The organism is Actinoplanes sp. NPDC024001 (genome assembly GCF_040638955.1).
Classification (GTDB): domain Bacteria; phylum Actinomycetota; class Actinomycetes; order Mycobacteriales; family Micromonosporaceae; genus Actinoplanes.
Genome location: NZ_JBEZZB010000016.1, coordinates 14,310 through 32,703, shown reverse-complemented (window position 1 = coordinate 32,703; position 18,394 = coordinate 14,310). Strand labels below are relative to the sequence as shown.

Below are 18,394 nucleotides of genomic sequence, written 5' to 3'. Positions count from 1 at the left end.
CGCCGTTTCGCAAGGATAGGGTGTACGGCGTGACCGCACCACTGGCTGACATTCGCGTCCTGGAAACCGGAACCCTGCTCGCCGGCCCGTTCTGCGGGCAGCTGCTCGGCGACTTCGGCGCCGAGGTGATCAAGCTGGAGGACCCCGGCAAGGGCGACCCGATGCGCCAGTGGGGCCGGGAGAAACCGCACGGCCAGTCGCTGTGGTGGCCGGTGGTGGCCCGCAACAAGAAGTCGGTCACCTGCAACCTGCGCACCACCGAGGGCCAGGATCTGGTCCGCCGCCTGGTCGAGCACGCCGACGTGCTGCTGGAGAACTTCCGGCCCGGCACCCTGGAGCGCTGGGGCCTGTCCTACGACGAGCTGTCCGCCATCAACCCGCGGCTGGTCCTGGTCCGGGTCACCGGCTACGGACAGACCGGGCCCTACGCGCCGCGCGCCGGCTTCGGCTCGATCGGCGAGGCGATGGGCGGGCTGCGCTATGTGACCGGCGAGGCCGACCGGGCGCCGTCGCGCTCCGGCATCTCGATCGGTGACTCGCTGGCCGCGACCTACGCCGCATTCGGCACCCTCGCCGCGCTGCACGCCCGCGAGCGCACCGGCCGCGGCCAGGTCGTCGACTCGGCGATCTACGAGGCGGTGCTCGCCATGATGGAGTCGCTGATCCCCGAGTGGGGCGTCGCCGGTTACCGCCGCGAGCGCACCGGCCCGATCCTGCCGAACGTGGCGCCGAGCAACGTCTACCCCACCGCCGACGGATCCGACGTGCTGATCGCCGCCAACCAGGACACCGTCTTCCGCCGGCTCGCCGACGTGATGGAGCGGCCCGACCTGCCCGCCGACCCGCGTTACGCCACGCACGGTTCGCGCGGTGCTCACCAGGCCGAGCTCGACGAGATCATCACGGCCTGGACCAGGACCGTTCCGTCGGCCAAGCTGCTCGGCATGCTGCACGAGGCAGGCGTGCCGGCCGGTGGCATCTACACAGCCGAGGACATCATCGCCGACCCGCACGTTCAGGCCCGCGAGGCGGTGGTGACGGTCGAGCACCCGGATCTCGGGCCGGTCCCGATGCAGAACGTGGCGCCGCGCCTGTCGGCCACGCCCGGTGCGGTGAAGTGGGCCGGGCCGGGGCTCGGGTCGCACAACGACGAGGTTTACCAGGGCATTCTCGGACTGTCCGCCGAGGATCTGACCGGGCTGCGGGAGCGAGGCGTGATCTGATGGGCGAGCGGGCCGGCGGACCCGGCGGCCGGTTCGGCGATCTGGCCGGTGACTACGCGACCGCCGGGTTCGCCCGCCGGCTCGGCTGGGGCATGCGCCCCGCTGTCCTCCTGGTCGATGCGGCACTCGCGTACACGTCGCCGGAGTCGCCGCTGTTCCTTCGTACCGGTCAGGCTGCGGCCGAGGCGATGGCCCGGCTGGCGCTGACCGCCCGCCTGGTTGATGTGCCGGTCCTCTGGACCGCCGTCCGCTTCGCGGACGAGTCCTGCGCGGAGGCGCCGCTGTTCGCCGCCAAGGTCCCCGCGCTGAAGGTCTTCGCCGGCGGCAACCCGCTCGCCGGTTTCGCGCCGCCGCTGCAGCCGGCGCCCGGCGAGCTCGTCGTGACCAAGCATTACGCCAGCGCCTTCGCCGGCACGTCGCTCGCCGCCTGGCTCGCCTCGCACGCGATCGACACGCTGGTCATCGGCGGTTACTCGACCAGCGGATGCGTCCGCGCCTCCGCGCTGGACGCGCTCCAGCACGGCTTCCGCCCGATCGTCGTGCGCGAGGCGTGCGCCGACCGCGAGGCCGGGCCGCACGAGGCCAACCTCTTCGATCTCGACGCCAAATACGCCGATGTGGTCACTCTGCGCAGTTCGCTCACGCAGCTTCAGACGTACGGGTGACGCGAGGTCCCGTGGCTATGCGCGATCCGGCAGCCACACCGGGCCGCAGCGCGACCGCCGGGCTGAAGCACGGGGCAACATCGTATACGATTCCTGTTTAGAATCTCCGCCGCGACGCTTCGACGGATGGGGATACGACCATGAGCACGACGACCGACGATGTTCCGGAAAAGGTCACCACGCTGGTCGCCGAGCGCGGCCTCGGCGCACCGGTGGATCAGCGCAGCAACGGCAACCCGTTCAAGACCGCCGTGATGTGCGCGGTCGCCGGTGTCGTCCTGACCGCGGTCGCGATCGGGCTGTTCTACCTGGCGGGCACCTACTGGCGGCCGCTCATGTGGGTGGCGATCGTGCCGCTGGTGTTCGGCCTCTGCTCGTTCGGCTACATCGCGGTCTTCCTGTTCCGCGGCTTCCAGGCCACCTACCTCTACGAGAACGGCGTGGTCTACGTGCACAACGGCTCGGCGCGCGCGGCCACCTGGGCCGACGTGGAGAAGGTCGAGGTGCTGGTGATCCGGGAGGGCAACTTCATGGCCGGGCACATCTCGGCCTACCTGGTGCACCCGGCCGGCCAGCGGCCGATGCGCGTCAACTCGGTCTCCGCGCTGCTCGGCGCGGGCGAGCACGACCCGTTCGGCGCGAAGATCATGGAGCTGGCCGACGCCGCCGGCCGGCCGATCTACGAACGGCTCATCGGCAAGCGGTGATCAGCGAGCGGTACCAGGCGATCCCCTTCAGGAACGCGTCCACCCGCAGGTGCTCGTCGTAGCTGTGGATCGCCTCCCGCTGCTTCTTCGTCATCTCGAACGGGGTGAACCGGTAGACCCGGCGGCAGATCGCGGTGAAATGGCGGGCGTCGGTGGCGGCCATCATCACGTACGGCGCGGTGACCGCCTCCGGGAAATGCTCCGCGGTGGTCGCCTCGATCAGGTCGAACGCGCCGTCGACCGGAGACTCGGGCGACGGCTCACCGGCGTCGAGGATCCGGATCCGCACCTGGTCGTCGGCGACCGCCCGCCGGACGTGCGCGACCACGCTCTCCACCGTGTCACCGATCATCACCCGGATGTTGACGCCGGCCGTGGCACTGGCCGCCACCACGTTCAACGACGGCGAACCGCTCAGTGTGGTCACCGCGAACGTGCTGCGTACCATCGCCGCCGGCTCCGGCCCGGCGGCCAGCAGCAGCCGCGTCAGCAGCGGCCGGAACCGCGCGGCCGCGGTCAGCGCCGACCGCATCGGCTGCCGGGCCAGCGGCGCCGCCCGGCGGAACAGCTCCACGGTGGCCCGCGGGATCGACGCCGGCATCGCCGACCGGTCCAGCCGGGTGATGGCCCGGGCCAGCCGCGCGGTCGGCCCGAGCCGTGCCGGGGTGGAGGCGTGCCCGCCGCGTCCCTCCACCCGCAGTTCCAGTGAGGTGATCCCCTTCTCGGTGATCCCGACGACCGCGATCGGCTGCACCACACCGGGAAACGCGTCGTACGCGACCGCCCCGCCCTCGTCCAGCACGAACCACGGTTCGACGCCGCGCTCCCGCAACACCTCGACCGCCAGCAGGGCCGCGTCCCCGGCGATCTCCTCGTTGCACCCGAACGACAGCCAGATGTCCTGCGCCGGCTGATGGCCCGAGGCGAGCAGATCCTCCACCGCCAGGCAGATCGCCGCCAGGCCGGACTTGTCGTCGAGGGTGCCCCGCCCCCAGATGACACCGTCCTCGACCACCGCCCCGAACGGCGGGTGCGTCCACTCGCCGCCCTCGACCGGCACCACGTCCTGGTGCGCCATCAGCACGACCGGCCGCTCGTTCGAGGCGCCCGGCCAGCGGAACAGCAGCCCGTAGTCGCCGACGCGGGTCAGCTCCAGCCGCTCGTGCAGCAGCGGAAAGTGCTCCCGCAGCACCGCGTGGAACTCGGTGAACGCCGCATGATCCCAGTCCGCCGCGTTCCGCGTGGAAACCGTGGGAATCCGGAGCAGCGCCTGCAACGTGCTGATCGCGGTCGGCACCCGGCCGCCCCCTCTCCCCGAGCCGATGATCACCCAGCCTAGGCGGCGCGGCCCGCCTGCCCTGATGACAGACTGCACCCATGGGGTTGTTCACGCTGCCGCAGGCCCGAGCCGAACTCGCCCGGCTGCGCCCGGTCCTCGACGAGATCGTCACCGTGCGAGCCGACATGGTCGAGCTCTCCGCCGCCCTCACCCCCGGCGGCGCCCCCACCGACCTGGGCGGCCTCCCCGAACGCAAGGCGGCCGAGGCCCGCCTCAACGAGCTGATGACCGAGATCCAGGAGACGGGCGCCGAGTTGAAGGGCGTGGCCCCGCTGCTGGTCGACTTCCCCGCCGACCTGGACGGCGTGCCGGTCCACCTGTGCTGGCTCGAAGGCGACGCCGACCTGGCCTGGTATCACCGGACGGACCTGGGGTTCGCGGGCCGCCGCCGGCTCCCCACGGAGTAACCGCCACCCGCCGACTTCCCCCTGCGCCGGCCGCGGGCGCCCGTGGTGGTGCTCTCCTGATGGACCGGCGCGGCCGCCGCTGTGCCGCGGTCCCGGCGATGACCCTGCTCGGCCTGGCGCACGCCCTGCTGCCACTGGCCGCCGACGCGAAAGGCCTGGCAGCCGCGGCCATGCTGATGGGCCTCGGCGACGGTCTCAGCGCCGGCGCAAACCCGCCCGTGACCCGGATCGAGCGGACAGCACCAGCTCAGTGACGCCGCCGGATCGGTGTGGGGTCGATGACGCGCAGACGGGGATGATCCGTCGGGTAGCCGAGGCGCGCCACCAGGTCCGCGGTGCCGCCCGGCCGGTCCCCGGCCTGCCCGTCCCAAACCACGATCGCGTACGGGTCCGGGTCCAGTTCGCGGGCAAGCTCCACCATCCAGGCGTTGGTGCGGGCGAAGACCCCTTCATCAGGCCCGGGTGGCAGCACCTCGACCTGCAGAGCCAGGCGCAGAAGCCGGCGGAACCGGGCCGCCCACACGGTCTCCGGCAGGTGCACCGAGACCCGCTCGAATTCCTCCGGCGGGAGCGCCAGGCACAGGCGCAGAGCGGCGCCGCGCGCATACGCCTGCTCAGCAACGATGATGTCCGCGCCGCGGGCAGCCCCGGTGATCACCGTGGTGCCGGCACCGATCGGCCAGTCGTCCAGGACTTCCCGGACGCGCTCAGTCACCCACGGCACCCGGCTCTGCGGAAATCGCGGCGCGGGCCGGTCCGCCGGATCGACCAGGTGACCACCGCCCAGCAGAACCCGCGCCCGACCCGATCGCTGAGCAACCTCGGCCAGCACATCCGCCCCGCTCGGCGGCGCCGCGTCCGCGACGACCTGAGTGCGCCGCCGCGAGACGCGTACCCGCCGAACGACGCCCGGCAGTTCATCCGGTTCACTGTCCCGGCCGTGCCGTCGCGAACGGTCGGAGGCGCTGAACTCCATCGGCTCTCCACTGGCAGCCGGGTCATCTCACGGAGCACCTCACGCCGTGCCAGCTCGCCGCCGATTCGATTGTGGCCACTGAACTCCCCACGGTCGAGCCGTTGACCGGCCCGCTTGTCCCTCACCACCGCTTCGCGCTGGTCAAGCCCGAGCGCGCACCGCAGCGGCAGAGCGGACGGCCTGGACGCTCAGCTGCCGCTGAGTGTCTGGATCACGCCGCCGGTCAGCAGCCCCTTGTAGTAGCTGCCGCCCGGGTAGTAGGTAGCGGTCGCGCTCCCCGCCACCGCGTCCGACGCCCACGCCACCGCCAAGGTCTGCAACGCGGCCACATTGCGTGCCTGGGGCGCGCCGCCGGTCAGGGTGCACAGCCCGTCGGTGCTGGCGCCTTCCGCGTCGCAGTGGCTGCCCGTCGTCAGCCGTACCCCGAGGAACGGCCGGTCGAGCTGGTTGACCAGTTCGACGGTGCCGCTGGCGTTGCTGTTCGACAGGTACGGCGGGGACGAGATCGTCAGGATCGGCAGCCCGGTCGCGGCGAGGCCGGACAGGCCGCTCGCCATGTTGTTGCCCGCCGGCGACTTGACCGGGTCGAGCAGCTGCACGTGTTCGAGGGCCGCGAACGCCGCGGGGTGGGCGGTCCGCAGACGGTTGGCGATGTACGTGACCGCTTCACCACCGGCCGAGTGCCCCGCGAGGACGTACCGGGTGGGAAGGGTGCTGCCGCCGCGACCGGCCGCGTTCGCCGCGGCCGCGTAGCTGCGGGCCAGCGCGCTGGTGGGGGTGGTGGCCTGGCCGAGCCAGGCGGCGACGTTGTTGAGGAACGCGGTGTTGTTGCCGGTGTTGTTGACCGTGCACCCGTAGAGGTTGATCGACGGCAGGGTGGGCGCGAAGACGAGGAAGCCGGCGGCCTGGTACCTGCGGGCCAGGTCGGCCATGTTGCCGTTCGAACGGGAGAAGCCGTGCTGCAGGTAGACCAGCGCTTTCGGGCTGGTGGTGGCGGGGAAGTACCAGTCGGCGTCCTGGTGGTAGGTGGAGATCCAGCACGGCACGGCCACTTCGCCGTCGATCTCGGCGGCCGCGGCGCGGGCCGGGCTGGGAGTGACTAGCAGGACGGATGCGGTCAGCAGCATCGCCGCGAGCAGGCGGCGCGGGGACAGGGACACGGGACCTCCATTGGTCAGCCGTAACACTCTCCGAAACGGTGTTTCCATTAGCATCCATCGATGGCGGACTGTCAAGGGACGCAAAAAGCCCGGCACCACCGGGGCGCCGGGCTCCTTGACGGAAGCGGGTCAGTCCTCGTGCCAGGGCACCACGAGCGGGTGCCGTTCCTCGTCACGGGCCGCGATTCCGGCCATCGACCGCAGGTACTGACGGCGGGTGATCTCGCCGTCCAGCAACTGGGCACAGAGCACGCCTTCCAGGCTCTCCGGGCCGAAGAGCGCCTCCGGAACGTTCAGCGGCTCCGCCTCGGCCCGAGCGTCCGCCCGCACCCCGCGCACCGCGAGCACGCAGGCGGCAGCCAGGACCAGGATGAGCAGGGACAGGATCAGCATTGCCACCGCCTTGTCAGTCACCGCGGGGCTTGCTGCCCCGTCTGACAGAGGAAACGGATGACGGAGCGTGTTGGTTCAGCCGAGACCGACCACGGCCACCATCAGCGGCAGGAGGAGCAAAATCAAGATCGCTCCGAGTACGTCGAACGAGATCCCCGACCGGATCATCGTGGTGATCGGTACGACGCCGGAGCCGTAGACGATCGCGTTCTGCGGCGTGGAGACCGGCAGCATGAAGCCGAACGACGCGGCGAACGTCGCGGCCAGCGCCGGCACGAGCGGATTGACCCCGGCCGCCGCCGCGATCGGGATGATGATCGGCACGACCACCGCCGCCGACGCCGTGTTACTGGTCGTCTCCGACACGATGATCGCCAGCACCACCGCGAACGCGGTGATCGCGAACACGCTGCTCAGCCCGAGCGCGTCCGCGCTGGACCGGCCGATCGTCTCGGCCAGCCCGGTGTCGGCGAGCAGCGAGCCGAAGATGATGCCGGTGCCGAAGAGCAGGATCGTGCCCCAGTCGATGCGCGCCGCGTCGCTCCAGTTCAGCGTGAACTCCCGGTCCCGCCACGAGGTGGGCAGCAGGAAGAGCAGCGAGGCGCCGAGCACCGCCACGATGCCCTCGTTGAGCCGGTCGCTGACGGTGTCGTAGATGCCGGATTCGGTGGTCCAGATGACCGCGATGACCCCCGGCACGATCCAGAGCGTGACGGTCGCGATGAAGGCGATCAGGGTGTTGCGCTCGGCCACCGAGAACTTGCCGAGCTTGGCCCGTTCGGCGGCGACATATTCCTCCACGCCCTCGATGCGGCGGATCTCCGGCTTGTTGAGCAGCAGCAGCACCAGGGCCAGCACCACGAACATGGACAGGCAGATCGGCGCGGCCATGGCCATCCACGCGGCGAACGAGATCTTCTCGCCGGTCGCCTCCTCGATGAGCCCGCGGCCGATCAGGTTCGGCGGGCTGCCCACCGGAGTCAGCAGGCCGCCCACGCTGGCCCCGTACGCCAGCATCAACATCAGCGCGGCGCCGACCCGCAGCCGCGTCGGATCGAAGCCGGCCGTGACCAGGCCGCGGTCCTGCAGCATTTTCGCGATGACCGCGAGGATGCCGAGCGCGGTGGGCAGCAGCATGGCGACCGTCGCGGTGTTGGAGACGAACGCCGACAGCAGGCAGGTGATCGCACCGAAGGTGATGATCACGCGGGGCGTGGACCGGCCGACGCCGGGCAGCGAGAGCATCCGGAACGCGAACCGGCGGGCCAGGCCGTGCTTGAGCATGGCCTGAGCCAGGATGAACGCGCCGATGAAGGTGAACACGGTGGACGACCCGAACGGCGCGAGCACGTCGGATGCCGGCGCCACCCCGAAGACCACGATCAGCGCGACGCCGATCAGGCCGCCGACCGGGATCGGCACGGCCTCGCTCACCCAGAGCACGATGACGCCGAGCAGGACGCCGGCCAGCACCTGCTGACTCGGCCGCAGGTCGAGCGGCAGAGCCAGGAAGATCAAGGTCACCACGGGCGCGAGGAAGAGCCCGACGGTACGGCGTCCGCGCTCGAACCGTTCCTCGGCGGGCGAGAGTCGCTGCTCGCCCAGACTCCGGTAGGTGCCGCCACCGAGCAGGCGGCGTTCGACGTCGGTGCGCGCTTCGGGCGCGCCCTCGGTTGTGGACATGGCGACCTCCCTCTGTGGCACCGGTCTCCTGTCATTGGACGCGATCTCCGGCACGCCGACACGATCGGGTACCGGTATGTCCGTAGTTTGGGGAATGTGGTTATTGTTCCACAGTGCCCGGTAAGCGAAATAATTACACTGCGTCGCCATTGTCGCGCAATGAGTGACCCATATGACTCTCCGTATTCACACGCAGCCCTGGCATCCGGTGACGCTGCCCACGCCGGAACACATATTTGATCGCCAATACCTACTCTGACGTGCTGTCTTAGCGAGATGAGACCGACGACCGCCGTCAGAGCCAGCCGGGCGTTGACGACCGTCCAAATTACTTAGAGCGACAGTGTGTCGCGGGGGAGTCTGATGAAAGGCCACTACGACTACATCGGGTTCAGCCGGATAGCCGGTCCGGCCGAACCCGTACCGGGAGACAAGTACCGGGTCCAGCTGCGCCCGCTCTCCCGCCGTCGTCCCGTGCGATCGGTGTTGATCGCGCTTTTCGCGTTCGCCTTCGAGGCCACCTTCTTCGGCTGGCTGCTCTCCTCGGTCGAGGTGCCGGACCGCCGGATGCACGCCGGGCTCTTCGCCGCGACCGTGTTCATGATCGGCGCGACCGCCCTGATCGAGCTGTTCCGGCTGGTCAACGTGGTGACGCTCTGCCTCGCCACGCTCTGGGCGCGCGACCCGGTGCCGGTGATGCCGCAGCAGCGGCTGCGCGTCGCCTTCCTCACCACGATCGTGCCCGGCAAGGAGCCGATCGAGATGGTGGAGAAGACCCTGCAGGCCGCCCGCAAGGTCCGCCACGGCGGCCGTTACGACGTGTGGCTGCTCGACGAGGGCAACGATCCCGACGTCAAGGCCATGTGCGCGCGCAACGGGATCAACCACTTCAGCCGCAAGGGCATCGAGAAGTACAACACCGAGGCCGGCGCCTTCAAGACCAAGACCAAGCACGGCAACTACAACGCCTGGGTGGACAAGCACGGCACCGGGTACGACGTGTTCGTCTCGGTCGACCCGGACCACGTGCCGCTGCCCAACTTCTGCGAGCGCCTGCTCGGCTACTTCCGCGACCCGGACGTGGCCTTCGTGATCGGCCCGCAGATCTACGGCAACTACGACAACGTGGTCACCCGGTGGGCCGAGTCGCAGCAGTACCTGTTCCACTCGCTGCTGCAGCGCGCCGGCAACCGGCTGGGCATCCCGATGCTGGTCGGCACCAACAACGCGGTCCGGATCGCGGCCCTCAAGGCGATCGGTGGCCTGCAGGACTCGATCACCGAGGACATGGCGACCAGCCTGGCCGTGCACGGCACCCGCAACAAGGCGACCACCCGCCGGTGGAAGTCGGTCTACACCCCGGACGTGCTCGCCGTCGGTGAGGGCCCGTCGTCGTGGACCGACTACTTCAGCCAGCAGCACCGCTGGTCCCGCGGCACCGACGAGGTCGTCGTGGCGAACTTCGCCCGCACCGTACGACGGCTCGGCTTCCGCCGGACCGTGCAGTACGCGCTGCTGATGGCCTACTACCCGCTGACCGCGATCTCCTGGCTGCTCGGCGCGGCGACCGCGGTCTGCCACATCGTGCTCGGCGCCAAGGGTGTGCAGGTGCCGCAGGAGGTGTGGCTGATGCTCTACGTGGACGCGGCGCTGTTCCAGGTCGGGCTCTACGTGTGGAACCGGCGGCACAACGTCAGCCCGCACGAGGACGCCGGTTCGTCCGGTCTGACCGGCATGCTGCTGTCCACCCTGTGCGCGCCGATCTACGTCACGTCGTTCCTGCAGGCGGTGCTGCGCCGCCGGGCCGGGTTCGTGGTGACGCCCAAGGGCGACTCGGCCAGCCCGGACAGCCTGCTCACCTTCCGTACGCATCTGCGCTGGGCCGCGTTCTTCGCCGTGCTGCTGGTGGTGGCCTTCGTGACCGGTCACGCCCACGGCTTCATGTGGCTGTGGCCCTCGCTCAACCTCGCCCTCTGCCTGACCCCGCCGGCGATCTGGGCGCTGCAGTCGCTGACCCGCCGGCCGCAGGAGCCGGCGGAACCGATCAAAGCCGCCGCTGAACCCGTGGAGACCTACGCATGACCCCCCGCAAGCCCAGCCTGACCCGACGGCTGCTCACCGCGATGATGGCGCTGGTCGCCGCGGCGGTCGTCGTGGTGGTCAACCGGCCGATGGTCGTGTTCGCCGCCGACACGTACCACGATTTCAACATCAACCGGCAGGCCTACAAGGAGAAGTTCGGCCACTGGTCGATGCTGCCGGTGCCGGCCGACTTCAAGGTCAACGCGATCCACGCCGCGCTGCTCAACACCGGCAAGGTGCTGATCATCGCGGGTTCCGGCAACAACCGGGACAACTTCGAGGCGGGCACCTTCCAGACCGTCCTGTGGGACCCGGCCAGCGACAAGTTCTCGCTGGTCCCGACCCCGACCGACCTGTTCTGCGCCGGGCACACCTTCCTGCCCAACGGCAATCTGCTGGTCGCCGGCGGCACCAAGTCGTACGAGGTGCTGGAGGCCGACATCACCCACGCGGCCGGCGTCATGAAGATCAAGAACGAGTCGCCCGACCACGGCGCCCGGACCTTCCCGAAGGGCACCGTGCTCACCTCGGCCGACGGCCGCAAGTACGCCACCCGCGCCGACCTCACGGTGCCGGCGGCCACCAAGATGCAGCACGGCGCGCACACCATGGTGCACGCCGGTGAGGCCGAGGTGTGGGTGGACGCGGTCGTCGCGGGTGACAGGGCGATCGTCAAGCAGCCCGCGCAGTACTCCATCGACGGGCTGACCGGCCTGGACGCCCGCAACCTGTACGGCGTCGCCGAGAAGATCACCCGGGAGAAGCAGGAGTACGGCGGCGACAAGACGTCGTACGAGTTCGACCCGAAGACCGAGCGTTACGTCCGCACCGGCGACATGGTCGAGCACCGCTGGTATCCGACCCTGGCGCCGCTGCCGAACGGCGACATCCTCGCGGTCTCCGGCCTCGACGAGTTCGGCCGGATGCTGCCCGGGCTCAACGAGACCTACCGCACCGCGGAGAAGCGCTGGGTGGCCGCGCCGAACCTGACCCGGGTCTTCCCCACCTACCCGGCGCTGTTCGTCACCCGCGACGAGCGGCTCTTCTTCTCCGGCTCGAACGCCGGATACGGCTCGGACACCGAGGGCCGCACCCCCGGCCTGTGGGACACCCGCACCAACAAGTTCCAGACGGTGCCCGGCCTGACCGACCCGACGATGACCGAGACCAGCGCCTCCGTGCTGCTGCCGCCGGCCCAGGACCAGAAGGTGATGATCCTCGGCGGCGGCGCGGTCGGTGACTCGCCGGTCTCCACGGCCCGCACCGCCGTCGTGGACCTGGACGAGAAGAAGCCCACCTTCCGGCCGGGCCCGAACCTGCCGCACCCGACCCGGTACCTGAACACCGTGGTGCTGCCCGACGACACCGTGTTCACCAGCCACGGCTCGTCCGGGTACCGCGGTGGGCCGTACCAGGGCAGGAAGCGCAGCGACCTGCTGACCGCGCAGATCTACCACCCGGAGCAGAACGAGTTCCGGACCGCGGCGGCGCCGACGGTGGGCCGCAACTACCACTCCGAGGCGCTGCTGCTGCCGGACGGCCGGGTGGTCACCATGGGCAGCGACCCGATCTACGCCCGCAACGGGCGCGACCCGGGCACGTTCGAGAAGCGGATCGAGATCTACAGCCCGCCGTACCTGTTCCAGGGCAAGCGGCCGGCGATCACCGGTGGGCCGGCGGTGCTCAAGCACGGCGCGACCGCCTCGTTCGCCACCCCGGACGCGGGCCGGATCGCCTCAGCCCGGCTGGTCCGCCCGAGCGCGGTCACCCACGGCACCGACGTCGACCAGCGCTCGGTGGCGCTGACCGTCGCCCCCGGGCCGGGCGGCATCACCGTGTCGGTGCCGAAGGAACGCGGTGTGCTGCCGACCGGCTGGTACATGCTGTTCGTGACCGACGACGCGGGCGTCCCGTCGGCCGCCCGGTGGGTCGAGGTCAAGTAGCCGAGAAGGTCAGTTGGTGGCCAGGCCGAGTGCGTACTCTGGCCACCACTGACCGGCCGGCGGGGCGCCGTCGCCGCACGCGCCGTCGGACTCCCCCGGGCGCTTCACCCAGAGGTAGGCGTCGACCAGCGGATGGCCCGTCTCGGTGGTCGGCTCGGCGCCGAGAGCCCGGCCCGGCGGGTTGCACCAGTGGTCGTCGCCGGCGCCGATCGGGGCCGGCCCGTTCCCGTTACGGCTGGTGTCGATCACGAAGTGGGCGCCGTCGAGCCGCTCGGAGATCTGCTCGCCGTACGCGATGTTGGCCTTGGTGGTCTCGAAGTTCGCGACGTTCAGGCTGAAGCCGTCGGCGCGCGCGACGCCGGAACGGCGCAGCGCGTCGGCGACCCGGTCCGCGTCCTTCACCCAGCTCGGGTTGCCCCCGTCCAGGTAGACCCGGACCTGCGGGTCCTGCTTGAACTGGCGCACCGCCTCGTCCAGCAGCGCGTAGCGCTCGGTGGCGGCGGCACCGGACACGCAGCCCTCCAGCACGTGGGTCATCGCGTCCGGTTCCAGCACGACGATCGCCTTCGAGCCGCGGACCGCCGCGGCCAGCTCGCTGATCCACGCCCGGTAGGAGGCCGCGTCCGGGGCGCCGCCGCCGGAGTAGCCGCCGCAGTCGCGGTTCGGCACGTGGTAGGCGACCAGCACCGGGATGCGCCCGGCCGCCTTCGCCGCGGCGACCAGGCCACGGGCCCGGTCGGCGAAGCCCGGCTCGGCGTTGGCGAACCACACCGCGGCCGGGGCGGTCGCGATCCGGCGGACCGCCTCGGCCTCCGCGGACCGCCCGGCGGCCGCCCACTGCCGCACCTGCTCCATGGCCGGGCCGGTCGGCTCCACGAAGAACGGACCGGCACCGATCACCTCGGGAGTGCTCGACGAGGGCGTGGTCGGAGCGGGGTTGTCGCTGTCGGCCGAGCAGCCGGCCGCGGCGAACGCCATCAGGCCGCTGATCAGGACCGCGGGAAGACTTCTCATCGACCGCAACGGTACTTGATCAGGATTTGTCACTACATGGTCAGCGCACCGATTGTGCGACCCGCAGCGCCTCCTGAAGATCGGTGAAACCCTCCAGCCGGTAGGTGACGCCGTTCGGGACCTCCCAGACCAGCGTCGGCCCGGCGAGACGTGCCGTCTCGACGCGCGGCGTGCGGTCCTTGTCGAGGTAGGTCACCGGATGCGGCTCCGGCAGCCAGATCCCGGGCAGCTCGTCGACCCACACGGCATCTGGCGCGGTCTTCATGAACGCCGGCTCCAGCCGGCCGGCGAACTGGTCCAGCCGGACACTGCCCCCGCGGTACACCAGGGTCACCACGCGCGGCGCGCCGGACTGGTCAGGATCGGCCAGCACCACCTGCTCCGGCTCGCCCAGCACCTCCGGCACCCGCACCGGGAAACCGGCGAGCCGCTCAGCCTCCGCCAGGTCGGCGGTGCGTGACGACGGCAACGGGCTCGGCGTCGCCGGCAGGGCTCCGCTGGGCGGCTCCCGGCGTACCTCGATGCCCGCGACCCGCAGGAGATCACCGACCACCTCGACCACCGCGGCGCGAGCCGGCGCGACCAGGGTGACGGTCGCGACGAGCGCGGCCGTCGCGGCCGCGAGGAGAAGCCGCACGCGCTTGCGCGGCGCCGGCCGGGCAAGGCGCGCCCGGATCGCACGCCGCTGGTCAACCGCATCCGGTACGACCACAGCGCGCCCGAGTTCACGCAGCTCATCGATCAGGTCATCGGGTTCACGCACCGGGCACCTCCCCCACCGGCATCCGGTCGCGCAGCCGGGACAGCGCCCGCGCCGTGCGCGACTTCACCGTCCCCTTCGGCCACCCGAGGGTGGTCGCCGTCTCCGCCTCCGACAGGTCCAGCAGATATCGGCAGACCAGCACCTCCCGGTCGCGGACGTCCAGCGCCCGCAGCTGCGCGATCAGGAACCGGCGCCGTTCGGTCGCCTCCGCCGTGTCGGCCGGATCCGGTTCCAGGGGCAACGGGTCCTCCCGGACCGCCGCGCGCATCAGCAGGCCGGTGCGCCGGGTCCGGGACCTGATCAGGTTGCGGGTCTCGTTCGCGACGATCGCCAGCAGCCACGGCCGGAACCCGGCGTCGCCCCGATACCGCCCCAACTGGCGGTACGCCTTCACGAACGCCTCCTGCACCACGTCGTCCGCGTCCGCGCCGGCGCCCAGCAGGACCGCGGCCCGGTGCGCGGGCGCGGTGAACCGGACGACCAGCACCTCGTACGCGTCCAGGTCGCCCCCGCGGGCCCTCGCCACAGCGGTCGCCTCGTCTATTTCGATGGCCGCCCCCCTCACCACAATCTAAGGACACCGCTCGGCGGGAACCGGTTCCCGGTTCGCGGTGTCTTGAGAACATGACGACCCGGCGTACCTTCCTCCTCCTCGCGGGAACCGGACTCGCGGCCGCCGCGGCCGGCTGCCGTGAGCCCGCTGCTCCTGCCGCTGCCGCCCTCCCCGACGTGGTCCTCGCCGACAGCACCCGCGGCCTGCTGCGGCTCTCCGCCACCGGTGAGCAGGAGCTGGGCAGCACCGCGCTGGCCGGTTTCGACGGCGCGCACGTCTACGCCCGCCGCGACGCGAACCTGGTCCAGCTCGACCCGGCAAGCGGGGCCACCACCCGCAGCACGGCACTCGGGAACGGCTGGCTGCCCCGGGCCGTCTCCACCGACGGCCGGGCGTGCGCACTGGGCCGAACGCCGGCCGACACCCGGCCGACGGCGCGCGCCCGGACCCCGCTTCTGGTCACCGGCCCGTCCGGCGACCGCGAGTACGACCTGCCCGGCGTCGTCGAACCGGACGCCTTCACCAGCGACGGGCAGGGCCTGTTCGTGCTCGACTGGCTGCCCGCCACCGGGCCCGACCACTACCGCGTACGGCTGCTGGACCTGACGACCGGCGCGGTGCAGCCGCTGTTCACCCGCGACAAGAGCCCGGTCCCGGCCGGCGCCGAGGAGGAGATGCGCGGCGAGGGACGACAGGCGGTGCTCTCCGCCGACGGGAAGATGCTGTACACCCTCTACACCCACCAGCCCGGCCATCGGCACACCCGTGACCTGGTCTCCGGCCGGCCGGGCAACGCGCACGCCTTCGTGCACGTGCTGCACCTGATCGACCGTTGGGCGTACTGCCTGGACCTGCCGCACCCGTTCGGTGAGGGCGGGATCGACGGTCACGCGCTGGCGGCCTCCGCCGGGCAGATTGCGGTCCTGGATCTGAACTCGGGCCGGCTGGCGTTCGCGAACGCGTCGTCGCTGACCGTCGAGAAGGTCGTCGACGTGGGGCAGGTGGCGGGCGGAGACGCGGCTCTGGTCCTCGCGCCGGACGGCCGAACGATGATCGGTGGTGGTGACACGGTGACGGTTCTGGACGCGAACACCAAGCGGGAGGCGGCGCGGTGGCAGATGCCGTTGCCGGTCAAGGGTCTGGCGTTGAGCCGGGATGGCGCCCGGCTCTACCTGGGCGATGAGCGCAGCGTCATCTGGTTGGACGCCGCGTCCGGCAGGCGTCTGGGCCAAATCCCGGTAACGGGCCTGAGGGCGGTCCGCCACGCTCTCTGATCCCACGCCGCCCATCCGCGATCCGCCGCAAGCCGTCGCTCACACGGCCAACCCTCGCCCCATCATCCGCGTGGAGGACGGCCAGGCCGCACGAGAGGCCCGCGAGCGCATGCCGCTCTACGCCGATCCCGGTCAGCTGCCTTTCAGCGCTGTTCGAGCACGTGCCGACAGCCCTGCCGGCCAGCCAGCGCCTCCAGCTGCACCAGAGAGCTGCCCCAACCAGCCCGAACCGACACCGACCGCCAGCCAGCGCCTCCAGCTGCACCCGAGAGCTGCCCCAACCAGCCAGAGCCGACACCGGCCGCCAGCCAGCGCCTCCGGCTGCACCTGAGAGCTGCCTCGACCGGCCAGAGCCGACACTGACCGCCAGCCGGCGCCTCCGGCTGCACCTGAGAGCTGCCTCGACCGGCCAGAGCCGACACTGACCGCCAGCGGGTTCGCCCAGCTGCGCCTGAGAGCTGCTTCGGCCGGCCGGAGACGACGCTGGCGGTCGGCCAAGCTGTTCCAGCGTTGACCGGGGAGTCCTTCTGCCGGGTTCCGCGGGCTCACTTCACATGGGACGGTCGGTCGGGTGGGGAGACGTGGCGGGGGGCGCGGCTTGGGGCGTACGGCTGCGGGTTTGGTGTTCGGTGACCAGCAGCAGGATCAGGAAAGCGGCGACCGCGGTCGCCGTGCGCAGGTCGTGGAAGAGTTCCCAGCGGTCCAGGCGGTCGGCGTAGCCGGACGGCGGATCGCTCGGTGACCAGCCGCGGATCTCCTGGTTGATCGGCACGTTGCCGAAGCGGGTGATCAGGAAGGACGCGGCGACCAACGCCGGTGCGGCCGCTGCGGCGAGGCGAGCACGGTTCGTCCGCGCCGCAGCCGCTATAACGGCGGCGAGGCGAGTGCGGCTGGTCGGCGGCGCAGCCGCGATAACGGCGGCGAGGCGAGTGCGGCCCGTCGGCGCCGGTGGGCTGGAGGGCTGCTTCGGGAGCGTCAGGGTGTACCAGAGTGAGGTGACGAAGCCGAGCGCCATCAGGCTTTGCATGACGATGCTGTTCATGGACATCAGCTCGACGCGGAAGGGGAGGTGCACGGCCAGCGGCACCGCGTCGAACGTCGGCACGACGCTGAACTGGGTGTAGCCGAAGGCTCCGGCCAGGAGGCCGGTGCAGAGCAGGGCCAGCGGGCGGATCATTGCCCGTCGCCGGGCAGGGTGCGGGTCACCTGGTCGAGTAGGGCGAGGCGGCCGTCGGGGGCGAGGGTGCCGAAGGCGTAGATCTCGGCGGAGAACGTCTTGCCCTGCCGGAGCTGGGCGGTGAGCGTGTAGCGCGCGGCGGCCTGGTCGCCGGCGGTCAGGACCTGGTGGACGTCGACGGAGACCGCGGTCGCGTTGCGGCGGGCCGGGCGGGCGTGGGCGATCAGCCGGTCGCGGTCCATCAGCAGGCCGTCGTTGCGCAGGACGAAGTCCGGGACGTGGTAGCGGTCGAAGACCGTCTCGGCGGGCTCGGTGCCGAGGCCCATCTCAGCGGGATAGCGGGTCAGGTAATCGGTGAAGCTGAGCATCGGTTCCTCCAGCGACGGCAGAACTCTGACAGCGATGTCCAACATAAGCTGTGGCGCTAAGCTTGACAACCGTGTCAGAGCTATCCGGAAAGCCGGGCCGTCGGCCGCGGGCTGACGCCCAGCGCAGCCGCGCGGCGATCATCGATGCCGCGATCGAGCTGCTCGGGCGGCGCGCGGACGCCAGCATGGAGGAGATCGCGGCGGCGGCTGGGGTGGCGCGGCAGACCGTGTACGCCCACTACTCCTCACGGGAAGCGTTGCTCGTCGCGATCACTGAGCGGATCACGGCGGAGACCGTCGCCGCGCTGAACGCCATCGACGTGCGGGAAGCGGCGACCGAGGCCCTGCGCGAGTGGCTGACCGTGAGCTGGGGGATCATCGGCCGCTACCAGCTGCTGCTCACGGTTTCGCTACCCACGGGTGACACCACCGACGAGCACGAACGGCACCTGCCGATCACGGAACGGCTGACCGAGATCGTCGAGCAGGGACGCAGGACGGGCGAGTTCACCAGCGCCCACGGGACCGGCTGGCTGGTGGCCGCGACGATCAGTCTCGGACACGCCGCGGGCCAGGAGGTCACCGCCGGGCGGATGTCGCCGGAGGCGGCCGGGGCGGCGTTCCGGGAGAGCGTCCTGCGGCTCGCCCAACGCTGAGCCAGACGGCG

General features: G+C 71.0%; 19 protein-coding genes. 9 read left to right on the top strand and 10 right to left on the bottom strand.

All coding sequences use genetic code 11. From position 1 onward, the window contains the following. Nucleotides 1-29: 29 nt before the first annotated feature. From AB0F81_RS08855 to AB0F81_RS08845, 3 genes are all read left to right on the top strand, one after another. Nucleotides 30-1,223: a CoA transferase gene (locus AB0F81_RS08855; protein WP_360193259.1), complete on the top strand. Its 1,194-nt coding sequence runs from the start codon at nt 30-32 to the stop codon at nt 1,221-1,223. After that, nucleotides 1,223-1,888, top strand: coding sequence for an isochorismatase family protein (locus AB0F81_RS08850; protein ID WP_360193256.1), 666 nt, complete (start codon nt 1,223-1,225; stop codon nt 1,886-1,888). Before AB0F81_RS08855 ends, AB0F81_RS08850 begins: the two co-directional genes overlap by 1 nt. 140 nt (nt 1,889-2,028) lie before the next feature. Next, nucleotides 2,029-2,595 carry a hypothetical protein gene (locus AB0F81_RS08845; protein WP_360193253.1) on the top strand — a complete coding sequence of 189 codons (567 nt, stop codon included), beginning with the start codon at nt 2,029-2,031 and terminating at the stop codon, nt 2,593-2,595. On the opposite strand, the gene AB0F81_RS08840 is transcribed toward AB0F81_RS08845, so the two are convergent. Continuing rightward, nucleotides 2,579-3,892, bottom strand: a complete 1,314-nt coding sequence (locus AB0F81_RS08840) for a M20/M25/M40 family metallo-hydrolase (protein ID WP_360193250.1) — start codon at nt 3,890-3,892, stop codon at nt 2,579-2,581. The two genes, AB0F81_RS08845 and AB0F81_RS08840, sit on opposite strands and share 17 nt — an antisense overlap. A gap of 80 nt (nt 3,893-3,972) precedes the next feature. Between AB0F81_RS08840 and AB0F81_RS08835 the strand changes: the two genes are divergently transcribed. Both AB0F81_RS08835 and AB0F81_RS08830 read left to right on the top strand, forming a co-directional pair. Then, nucleotides 3,973-4,341 (top strand): DUF2203 domain-containing protein, encoded by a 369-nt coding sequence (locus AB0F81_RS08835; protein ID WP_360193247.1) that lies wholly within the window; start codon nt 3,973-3,975, stop codon nt 4,339-4,341. Nucleotides 4,342-4,400: 59 nt separating this feature from the next. Further along, nucleotides 4,401-4,595 (top strand): hypothetical protein, encoded by a 195-nt coding sequence (locus AB0F81_RS08830; protein WP_360193244.1) that lies wholly within the window; start codon nt 4,401-4,403, stop codon nt 4,593-4,595. Here the strand turns inward: AB0F81_RS08830 and AB0F81_RS08825 are convergent. The 4 genes from AB0F81_RS08825 to AB0F81_RS08810 form a co-directional block, all read right to left on the bottom strand. Beyond that, nucleotides 4,589-5,056 carry a hypothetical protein gene (locus AB0F81_RS08825; RefSeq protein ID WP_360193241.1) on the bottom strand — a complete coding sequence of 156 codons (468 nt, stop codon included), beginning with the start codon at nt 5,054-5,056 and terminating at the stop codon, nt 4,589-4,591. The genes AB0F81_RS08830 and AB0F81_RS08825 overlap by 7 nt on opposite strands. A gap of 449 nt (nt 5,057-5,505) precedes the next feature. Beyond that, nucleotides 5,506-6,477, bottom strand: coding sequence for an alpha/beta hydrolase (locus AB0F81_RS08820; protein WP_360193239.1), 972 nt, complete (start codon nt 6,475-6,477; stop codon nt 5,506-5,508). A 129-nt stretch (nt 6,478-6,606) separates the two neighbouring features. Then, entirely contained in the window at nt 6,607-6,870 is a 264-nt protein-coding gene (locus AB0F81_RS08815; RefSeq protein ID WP_360193236.1) for a hypothetical protein, read from the bottom strand. A gap of 75 nt (nt 6,871-6,945) precedes the next feature. Then, nucleotides 6,946-8,553, bottom strand: a complete 1,608-nt coding sequence (locus AB0F81_RS08810; RefSeq protein ID WP_360193233.1) for a DASS family sodium-coupled anion symporter — start codon at nt 8,551-8,553, stop codon at nt 6,946-6,948. Nucleotides 8,554-8,916: 363 nt separating this feature from the next. Here AB0F81_RS08810 and AB0F81_RS08805 point away from each other — a divergent pair, with 363 nt between their 5' ends. Next, complete coding sequence (locus AB0F81_RS08805) at nt 8,917-10,635, top strand: glycosyltransferase family 2 protein (RefSeq protein ID WP_360193231.1); 1,719 nt, start codon at nt 8,917-8,919, stop codon at nt 10,633-10,635. Then, nucleotides 10,632-12,578: a galactose oxidase-like domain-containing protein gene (locus AB0F81_RS08800; RefSeq protein ID WP_360193228.1), complete on the top strand. Its 1,947-nt coding sequence runs from the start codon at nt 10,632-10,634 to the stop codon at nt 12,576-12,578. The genes AB0F81_RS08805 and AB0F81_RS08800 overlap by 4 nt, the downstream gene beginning before the upstream one ends. Nucleotides 12,579-12,587: 9 nt before the next feature. Here AB0F81_RS08800 and AB0F81_RS08795 read toward each other — a convergent pair whose 3' ends face one another. Genes AB0F81_RS08795 through AB0F81_RS08785 form a run of 3 tightly spaced genes read right to left on the bottom strand, consistent with a single transcriptional unit; the run spans nt 12,588 to nt 14,881 of the window. Beyond that, the gene (locus AB0F81_RS08795) at nt 12,588-13,592 is read right to left on the bottom strand and encodes a glycoside hydrolase family 6 protein (RefSeq protein ID WP_360193225.1); all 1,005 of its coding nucleotides are present in this window, start codon (nt 13,590-13,592) and stop codon (nt 12,588-12,590) included. A gap of 40 nt (nt 13,593-13,632) precedes the next feature. Next, nucleotides 13,633-14,355, bottom strand: a complete 723-nt coding sequence (locus AB0F81_RS08790; protein ID WP_360193223.1) for a hypothetical protein — start codon at nt 14,353-14,355, stop codon at nt 13,633-13,635. Beyond that, nucleotides 14,348-14,881: an RNA polymerase sigma factor gene (locus AB0F81_RS08785; protein ID WP_360193220.1), complete on the bottom strand. Its 534-nt coding sequence runs from the start codon at nt 14,879-14,881 to the stop codon at nt 14,348-14,350. Before AB0F81_RS08785 ends, AB0F81_RS08790 begins: the two co-directional genes overlap by 8 nt. 98 nt (nt 14,882-14,979) lie before the next feature. Between AB0F81_RS08785 and AB0F81_RS08780 the strand changes: the two genes are divergently transcribed. Then, the gene (locus AB0F81_RS08780; protein ID WP_360193217.1) at nt 14,980-16,182 is read left to right on the top strand and encodes a hypothetical protein; all 1,203 of its coding nucleotides are present in this window, start codon (nt 14,980-14,982) and stop codon (nt 16,180-16,182) included. Between the two features lie 550 nt (nt 16,183-16,732). Here the strand turns inward: AB0F81_RS08780 and AB0F81_RS08775 are convergent. Next, nucleotides 16,733-17,359: a DUF1772 domain-containing protein gene (locus tag AB0F81_RS08775; RefSeq protein WP_360193215.1), complete on the bottom strand. Its 627-nt coding sequence runs from the start codon at nt 17,357-17,359 to the stop codon at nt 16,733-16,735. Continuing rightward, nucleotides 17,356-17,772 carry a nuclear transport factor 2 family protein gene (locus tag AB0F81_RS08770; protein ID WP_360193212.1) on the bottom strand — a complete coding sequence of 139 codons (417 nt, stop codon included), beginning with the start codon at nt 17,770-17,772 and terminating at the stop codon, nt 17,356-17,358. The genes AB0F81_RS08775 and AB0F81_RS08770 overlap by 4 nt, the downstream gene beginning before the upstream one ends. Nucleotides 17,773-17,798: 26 nt before the next feature. On the opposite strand from AB0F81_RS08770, the gene AB0F81_RS08765 reads away from it, so the two are divergent. After that, a complete protein-coding gene (locus tag AB0F81_RS08765) occupies nt 17,799-18,383 on the top strand; it encodes a helix-turn-helix domain-containing protein (protein WP_360193209.1) in 585 nt (194 codons plus the stop codon). The last annotated feature ends 11 nt before the right edge of the window (nt 18,384-18,394 follow it).

What these genes read in the sequence shown, in the direction of transcription:
- AB0F81_RS08835 (WP_360193247.1), top strand. Translation starts at nt 3,973, where the DNA reads ATGGGGTTGTTCACGCTGCCGCAGGCCCGAGCCGAACTCGCCCGGCTG.
- AB0F81_RS08810 (WP_360193233.1), bottom strand. Translation starts at nt 8,553, where the DNA reads ATGTCCACAACCGAGGGCGCGCCCGAAGCGCGCACCGACGTCGAACGC.
- AB0F81_RS08780 (WP_360193217.1), top strand. Translation starts at nt 14,980, where the DNA reads ATGACGACCCGGCGTACCTTCCTCCTCCTCGCGGGAACCGGACTCGCG.
- AB0F81_RS08770 (WP_360193212.1), bottom strand. Translation starts at nt 17,772, where the DNA reads ATGTTGGACATCGCTGTCAGAGTTCTGCCGTCGCTGGAGGAACCGATG.
- AB0F81_RS08850 (WP_360193256.1), top strand. Translation starts at nt 1,223, where the DNA reads ATGGGCGAGCGGGCCGGCGGACCCGGCGGCCGGTTCGGCGATCTGGCC.
- AB0F81_RS08845 (WP_360193253.1), top strand. Translation starts at nt 2,029, where the DNA reads ATGAGCACGACGACCGACGATGTTCCGGAAAAGGTCACCACGCTGGTC.
- AB0F81_RS08815 (WP_360193236.1), bottom strand. Translation starts at nt 6,870, where the DNA reads ATGCTGATCCTGTCCCTGCTCATCCTGGTCCTGGCTGCCGCCTGCGTG.
- AB0F81_RS08775 (WP_360193215.1), bottom strand. Translation starts at nt 17,359, where the DNA reads ATGATCCGCCCGCTGGCCCTGCTCTGCACCGGCCTCCTGGCCGGAGCC.
- AB0F81_RS08795 (WP_360193225.1), bottom strand. Translation starts at nt 13,592, where the DNA reads ATGAGAAGTCTTCCCGCGGTCCTGATCAGCGGCCTGATGGCGTTCGCC.
- AB0F81_RS08830 (WP_360193244.1), top strand. Translation starts at nt 4,401, where the DNA reads ATGGACCGGCGCGGCCGCCGCTGTGCCGCGGTCCCGGCGATGACCCTG.
- AB0F81_RS08800 (WP_360193228.1), top strand. Translation starts at nt 10,632, where the DNA reads ATGACCCCCCGCAAGCCCAGCCTGACCCGACGGCTGCTCACCGCGATG.
- AB0F81_RS08805 (WP_360193231.1), top strand. Translation starts at nt 8,917, where the DNA reads ATGAAAGGCCACTACGACTACATCGGGTTCAGCCGGATAGCCGGTCCG.